The sequence below is a fragment of the Vreelandella rituensis genome (assembly GCF_003336665.1).
Classification (GTDB): Bacteria; Pseudomonadota; Gammaproteobacteria; order Pseudomonadales; family Halomonadaceae; genus Vreelandella; species Vreelandella rituensis.
The window spans coordinates 20,168-27,712 of sequence record NZ_QPIJ01000054.1; the positions used below are offsets into that span (position 1 = coordinate 20,168).

General features: G+C 62.9%; 6 protein-coding genes. All 6 read left to right on the forward strand.

Going from position 1 to position 7,545, the window contains the following annotated elements:
• Position 1: 1 nt before the first annotated feature.
• Positions 2-2,290, forward strand: coding sequence for a hypothetical protein (locus DU506_RS17165; RefSeq protein ID WP_114488111.1), 2,289 nt, complete (start codon positions 2-4; stop codon positions 2,288-2,290).
• A 3-nt stretch (positions 2,291-2,293) separates the two neighbouring features.
• On the forward strand, positions 2,294-4,189 hold the full coding sequence (locus DU506_RS17170; RefSeq protein WP_114488112.1) for a hypothetical protein: 1,896 nt from the start codon (positions 2,294-2,296) through the stop codon (positions 4,187-4,189).
• 9 nt (positions 4,190-4,198) lie between these two features.
• On the forward strand, positions 4,199-5,347 hold the full coding sequence (locus DU506_RS17175) for a hypothetical protein (protein WP_114488113.1): 1,149 nt from the start codon (positions 4,199-4,201) through the stop codon (positions 5,345-5,347).
• Positions 5,348-5,351: 4 nt separating this feature from the next.
• Positions 5,352-6,101 (forward strand): hypothetical protein, encoded by a 750-nt coding sequence (locus DU506_RS17180; RefSeq protein ID WP_114488114.1) that lies wholly within the window; start codon positions 5,352-5,354, stop codon positions 6,099-6,101.
• Entirely contained in the window at positions 6,098-6,535 is a 438-nt protein-coding gene (locus DU506_RS17185; RefSeq protein ID WP_114488115.1) for a hypothetical protein, read from the forward strand. The genes DU506_RS17180 and DU506_RS17185 overlap by 4 nt, the downstream gene beginning before the upstream one ends.
• A partial coding sequence (locus tag DU506_RS17190; protein WP_220254432.1) for a hypothetical protein occupies positions 6,532-7,545 on the forward strand: 1,014 nt, incomplete at its 3' end. The genes DU506_RS17185 and DU506_RS17190, both read left to right, overlap by 4 nt.

Genomic DNA, 7,545 nt, shown 5'->3' on the forward strand with positions numbered 1-7,545 from the left:
AGTGGCAATCTTGAAAGGCGATGTCCGCCTGGTAGCGTCGGCGGTGATGGATGACGTGAGCGAAGGCGGCGGTGCCCCCACGGCGACGATCATCCAGGACGGTGAGAGCAACAACATCTTCCCGGACATCAGCGAGCTGGACCGCGCGGGCGGTCGGGTGAACCTGCGCAAAGTGCATGTGCACGTCCAGACGGGCGACCGTGACACGCTGCTGGGCACCAATTTCATTGTGGCCGAGCCCCCTAATGATCCGAACGTGAGCATCACGGTCTTCTCTACCGGCGAGACCTTTGACACGCGCACCAACGCTGCGGATTTCATCGAAGCCTATCTGGTGAAAGGCCCCGCACTTCCGGGCTTCTTGCTGGAGAACCACGTCGCTGGTCAGCGGGCGATCCAGTTGTTCCAACGCCCCGGGTCCCCGCTCCCCGCTGTGGGCCGCACCCTGGTACTGGTGGCCGACGAAGACACCCCCGACGAGATCGTGCAGTACGTGCGCACGACGCGGGTGGAAAGCACCATCGGCACCTACACCGAACTGGTTGGCGGCGGTTTGGTGGACTTTGAAGCGGAAGTTGTCACCTGTGACATCAGCGATGCCTTGCGCGTCAACTTCCCTGGCTCACCCCCATCCCGGCTTTTCGCCGTGGCCGACGGCAAGACTAAGGTCCGTGACACCACCGTCGCGGATGCCGGGTCGTACCACGGTGTCGTTGCCCTGGAATCGGCGGGGGCTATCGGCGACGCAACGGTGCAGGTGGAGAGCGTCTACACCCAACTGGTTCCCAACGCGCGGACGGAAGTCAGTGCGCTCGACCAGCGGCCTTCCGCACAGCGATCCTTGGTCTTGGCCGAGACGCCACGGCTTGTTACCGTTGGCGCCGCGCCGCACAGCAAGCGCATCAAGATCGGGCAGGAAAACCGCGGCTTCAATTTCGTTGACATCCTGCGGCCGTTCCCGGCTGCGAACTCCTTGGTGGTTTCCTTCCGGGCGCTCGGTAGTTGGTACACCATCCAGGACGACGGTCTCGGCAACCTGACGGGCACGGGGGTTGGCACCGTCAACTACGACAACGGCTCCATCGCCGTAACGTTCCCCTCGATGCCAGACGTTGGCTCATCCATCATCTACTCGTGGGGTGAGAAGTCTGCGTACACCAACCGATCTGCCGCCATCGGTTTTCGGATGCCCGAATTGTCGTGGACCGTACCGCACTCCCCCTTGGAACCAGGGTCCGTCGTCGTGACCTGGGAGTCTGGGGGTGTGTTGAAGACCGCAACCGACAACGGCACAGGCGGTTTCACCGGAGACGCTACAGGCAGCATCACGTACAACAGCGGGTTCATCTCCCTCAAACCTTTGGCGATGATCGACCCAGGCGGCGAGTTCAACACCGAATACGCCTACACGTCGGCCCGCAGCGAGAGTTTCGCCGGCCTTAGCCCCGACGCCGGCGGTTTTGTGACCATCACCTTGAGCGAACCGCCCCTGGCTGGGACCATCACCGCCCGTTGGATCACGGTGCGCAACGTCAGCAACAGCAGCGGGACCAGCGATCTGGTGAGTGAAAGCAGCACGGAGATCGAGTACAACGGCGCCGTGATCGTAGACCCGCCGCGCTCTGGCGGTGGGGGCAGTACCGGCGGGGGTGGGGGCGGCGGGGGCGGTTCGTCCACATCCTACGCCTGGCTGGAATGCGGCAACCCGCAGGTCTTGAGCGGAACGGCGTTCAACTTAACCTTTGACGCAGGCCCCGGCGCGGACGGCACGTACTCCTGGACGACCATCACCCTTAAAGGTGGCGGCCTTGGCGCAACCTCCGGCACGTTCACCGTGTCAGGGGGTCAAGGGTCCTTCTCTGTACCAACAGTCTCCGGCTGGCTGGTGAACAGCACGCACCACGTTTTCGTGGAAAATCCGTCGTCCATCACGGTGGGCCAGTCGGTTGTTCTCTACAACTACAACGCCGGTTCTTGGCCTGTGCCAAACCCCAGCGTTCCCCTCACGATCAAAGCCCCGGCAGACGTGGTGCGCGATCCATTGGTGAGCGGCAGCGCTACGACCGGCGCGGTGGCCGTTGGTGGCGTCTATCCGGGCGGCATTCGAGACGACAACGGCGCTACTGTGTACGTCAACGTGATTCCAAGCAGCCTTGCAGGCTTTGGGAACGTGTACGACCCTCCGGCATCTGGCGGAGCCGTGTGGTCTTCCGGTGACCTGACGGCAGGCCAAAAATCGCTGATGAGCCGTGACGGCGTGCTCAAGACCTATTTCCTCGCAGGGGCATAACACATGGCAACCGGATACGCATACCTCGAACCCCAGCGCCGCCGCGCATCGCGCAAGGTCACAGCAGGCTCTTCGCACACGAAGACAACCTACAAGACCGAGAAGACACAGGAAACCTTGGTCAACGAACTCACTGACGACGGCACGGGTGGCCTCGGTGATTTCGGCACGGTCAACTACGGCACGGGCGCGCTGAATGTGCGCCTGGTCGAGCTTGACCTGACGACGGAAGGATACAAAAGCGATCACGAAGATGCCGAATCCTTCGAGAGCTATCTGGAGCCTTCCACCGGAGGTGACAGCGCGCAGAAAGGCGGGGAGTACGGCGACACATCCGTGGGTGAAGAGCTGTTGGCCGCTTCGACGCTGACGGTGACGTACGCGACAGACTTCGCCAGCACGGTCACTACGGAGTACAGCTTCAAGCCCCCGACCATCACGATTGACCTGTGCCCATACACCAGCGACTACGTGGTGCCAAACAGCGTGCAGTTCACCTGGATGGGTCACACCTATGCGGACTACGACGGCGACCTGATTCGGGATCGCACGACCCCGGGCACCGGTTTTTTCGCAGGCCGAGTCAACTACGCGGGCGGCATCGCCGAGATCACAGACTACGTGGTGGACCCCCTCTACGACGCCGAAGACCTGACCATCACAAGCCTCTGGACTGTGCGTCAGAAGTGGACGACTGCCAGCATTTTCATGCGCACCCAGATCGCCCCCCTGAAGCCCGCCGGGTTCGTGATGAACCTGTCGGACACGGAGGGTAACGCGATCACCGCCAGCGCGGGCATCGACGGCGTGATCGCGGGGACACACCTGCGCGGCAAGGTGGACTTCGAGACGGGCGTGGTCGAGTTGCAGTTCGGCGACTACGTTCTCGACACCTCGCTGACCGTCGAGCAGAAGCTGGAGTGGTGGTACGACGCGGACGACGTGGGCGCAGTTGAGGCGCTGAAAATCTGGCGCCCATGGCCTGTGGACCCAACCACACTGCGCTACAACAGCGTGGCTTACTTCTACCTCCCGCTGGACGCCGACGTGTTGGGCCTGGACCCCGTGCGGCTGCCACAAGATGGTCGCGTTCCCATTTTCCGCCCCGGTGGCTTCGCCGTGGTCGGCCATACGGCGGTAACCAGTCCGGCCACTGTGTCGAACGGGCAAACCATCGACCTGGCCCGCACGCGCCTGTCTCGCGTTCGGGTGATCGGCGATGACGGTGACACGATCAACACTGGCTACACGGCCAACCTGGAAGCAGGAACGGTGACGATTGTGGACACCACCGGTTGGAGCCAACCCATCACCATCGAGCACCGCATCGAGGACTTGGCCCAGGTCAGCGATGTGCAGATCACAGGCCAGATTGGCTTAACACGTCAGCTCACACACGACTTTCCGGTGCCAGGTAGCTACGTCTCGGGCGCCCTGATCGCGGGAGACCTGCGTAGCCGCATGTCCTTGATGTTCGACCAAGGCTCCTGGGATGGCACCACATGGTCGGATGTGGTGGACGGCTCTCCTGCCACGGGGACCTACAACAACACGCTGGCCCCCGTAGAGGTGAACAACCTTGGTGCCGTGACGGAGCGATGGGCTTTCCGTTTCACCAGCACCACGGCATTCCAGATCATTGGCGAACATGTCGGTGTGATCGGGACCGGGACCATCAATGCTGACTGCTCGCCGAACAATCCGGCCACTGGTACGCCGTACTTCACCATTCTGGAAACCGGTTGGGGTTCCGGCTGGTCGGTGGGAAATATCGTACGCATGAACACTGTCGGTGCGCAGTTCCCCGTGTGGGTGGCGCGCACGGTGCAGCAGGGCCCAGAAGCCGGCCTGGACTATTCGTTCTCTCTGATCACACGCGGTGGCGTGGATCGCCCGTAAGGATTTCCGATGACCTCTCCGGTTGACACGTCCGTCAAACTCTTCCGCAGCACCATGCCGGGTGCACCAGCGTTGCGCGGCCAAGTTGGCAGTCTGATCTCTTTGCTGGACGCCTGTTTGGTAAACGGTTGGGGCAGTCAGACCGCCTCGTCGGTGATCATCACGGGTGGTGTAGCCACGGCCACATTTCCAGCCGATCACGCAGCCGCCGTCGAGTCGGTGGTGCTGGTCGCAGGGGCGACACCTGCTGGGTTGAATGGCGAACAGAAGGTGACCGCGGTGGCACCGAACGTCATCCGGTGGGCAACTGCTGAAGCTGACGGCACAGCCACCGGCACAATCACGGTGAAGATGGCTGCGGCTGGCTGGACGAAGGTTTACACCGGCACCAACTTGGCAGTCTACAAGTCGGCCGACCCGCAGGCCCACGGGCAGTTTCTGCGCGTCAACGACACCGGCACGACGGCGGCGCGGGTGGTCGGGTACGAGAATATGACTGCGGTGTCTACCGGCACAGGTCTTTTTCCTACGAGCGCGCAGCTCAGTGGCGGTTTCTATTGGGGTAAGTCTCACACGGCTGGTTCCGCGGACGTGGCGTGGGCGATTGCGGCCGACAGCCGTGCCTTCTACTTCAACGCTGCGGCGTATGTGACGACCGGAGGGCCAACAGCCAACGGTGGTGCGGCTTACTTTTTTGGCGACCTCGTGCCGCATAGTCGGTCCGGGGACGCCTACGCAACCATGCTGACCGGCGCGCCAGGTTCGGTGTGGGAAAGCTACGGTGGTCAGTACATCCTGTCTTCGGACGTAGCAACGCGCGCGATACCTCGCAAGGTAGACGGGACGGGGACCGCGATACAACCAGAAGTCTCGCCGTACACCGCGTACAACCTTAGTTTCTTGCCCAACACCGTGAATGGACGTGTCCCGTTCACGCCGATCATGGTGCGGGACTCGCAATCGCAAACAGGCATTCGTGCGGACATACCGGGGGGCAGGTTGTCACTGCACTTCGGCGCCGAAACTGTACTCTCCGAGCATCAAATCTTCTACGACACAGATGGTCGTGCTCGCGTGAACATGCTCGCGCCGAACAACATGACCAGTGCGTCGGGTTTCAACTCCCTCGCGGTTGATGTGACCGGCCCCTGGAGGTAACGCCGTGGCCGCACACAAATATTGGCGTGCCAAGCTGATGACGGCCCCCACGCTGTCCACGCTTGAGCTGTCTGAGTTTCACCTGTTCGACGGCGCCACGCGCGTCGATGCGGCGGCCACGCTGACGGCGAGTGCGGCCCCCACGGGTCCGCTGACCAACCTGTCTGACAACAACACGGCCACAGGCTGCTACTGGAGCACCGGAGGTGATGCGGTGGTGCTGACATGGACGTTTCCAACGGCCGTACAGGTTACAGGCATTGAGCTGGGCGCGCGCACCACAGCCTCTCGATTCCCCACCGCTCTGGTCTTGCAGGGGGGAGATGCCGTAACAGGAACGGGTCCTAGCCCAGAGTACACCACACTGATGGGGTTTGGTGTGAAGGCATTCGCCTCTGCCGCCAAGACGGGGGTCATGCTGCAAGCTGTGCAGCCCACGGACGGTGGGGTGATCTACAGCGCGTTTGACTTTCAGACACCCAGCGGCATCGGCCGCGTACCCTACGACGTGAAGCGAGAGATTCTGCCCGCCACCACGCCGAAGACGTACACCCCGCAGTTTGCCAAGGTGCGCCTGGTGCGTGACATTGACGGCAAGGTGATCCGCGAAGAGTGGTCGGACCCGACCACGGGGGAAGGCGCGTTCGAGGGTGTGGACGAAAACTACACGTACAGCGTAATCGCCATCTACCCGAGCGCCGATTTCCGCGCCGTCATCGCCGACCGCATCGAGCCCGAGGGCTACCCAGGATGACCACGCTGGCACTCTCGGCTGCTGCGCGCGCGGCTGCGCTCGTGTCAGCTCGACCTGCTGTGCTGCAGGCTCTGATCGACCTGGCCGACGCAGGCTCTGGTCCCGCGCAACTGGAAATCTACGGCACGACGCGCCCGGCCACCTCTGGTGACGTTCCGGGGGGCGCCGCCCTGGCAACCTTGGTGCTCACGAAGCCGTGCGGCACGGTCGAACTGACAGGGATTCTGCTCACGCAGGAGTCTGTGATCGGCGACCTGATCGCAGTCAACGGGGCAGCGGTGTGGGGCCGGCTGGCAACCAGTGAAGGTGACCCCATCGCCGATGGCGACGTGACCGACATGGCGGGCGACGGGCCGTTCAAACTGGACGGCGCTGACGGCGTGAATCTCTACGCAGGAGGCCGGGCGATACTGGGCGCAACGGCGCTCTCATGAGCACGAGCCTGATCTTCTCGGCCGCCCCAACCACTGGGCTGCCGGTACACCTGGTGTTCGGTGATGAGCCGACAGCCGACATCCCGAGCGTTGCCGTTTACGTCGAGGGGGTCTTCGACCTGGTAGCGGATGACGTTTTCGACCTGACAGGCGCGGTTGCGTTTGAATACGTGAGCGGGGCCGAGCGCCCCGACGTGGGCGAAGTGCGCTCTGTCTACCAAGGGGCCGCTGCGTCCCAGGAGCCGATGCGCGGTGTGTGGCAAGACAGCACGCCTCTCGTTCCCCACTGGCAGAGCCGTTGGCAAGACGCAGACCCCGTTGAGTCGCCCACCGACCTGCGATGGCAGGACCAAGAGCGCCTGCGCAGCGACAGCACGTCGCATTACCAGGAGGCGGCGCCCCTGCAGACGACACTGGGTTCCGAATTTCAGGACCAAATTCGACTGCGCAACGACGCCTGGGCTCGATTCCAAGAAGCGCTGGGCATACAAAGTGCGCGCACGACCAAGTTTCAGGACACCCTAAACGACCGGCGAAATTCAACCGCAGGGCGTTTTCAGGAAGCCGTCGGATACTGGAATTCAATTCTGGAAGGCTACCAAGATGCGCTGCCGTTCGGTGCACTGCTCGCCGGCCGATACCAAGAGGCCATGCCACCACCGGCGGGTATCTGGGTTCGGCCACCCGTGCCCGGACCGGACCCGTGCTACCTGCCTTCGTTGCCGGTACACCTGGTGTTCTCCGAGGCGCACGTCGATGCCGCGCACCTCGTTTTCATTTGCGAGCGGCACGGTGGGCCAACACCGGGCGGCACGGTCGTTGTCCCGATCAAAGAGGTCTACCTGGTGATCAACAGTGCAGTTCTGATTCGAGTTGAGGGTGCGGTGCCGATCCCCACGCTGTCCATGTCCATGTCGCTGGACGTGGACTCGTGGACGTGGAGCTTCAGCGCCTCCGTACCAGGCTACGCGCTGGCCGACATTGAGCCCGAGGACGGCGTGCCCGTGGAC

Coding starts and splice junctions, on each gene's coding strand:
- DU506_RS17185 (WP_114488115.1), top strand. CDS start 6,098: ATGACCACGCTGGCACTCTCGGCTGCTGCGCGCGCGGCTGCGCTCGTG.
- DU506_RS17170 (WP_114488112.1), top strand. CDS start 2,294: ATGGCAACCGGATACGCATACCTCGAACCCCAGCGCCGCCGCGCATCG.
- DU506_RS17175 (WP_114488113.1), top strand. CDS start 4,199: ATGACCTCTCCGGTTGACACGTCCGTCAAACTCTTCCGCAGCACCATG.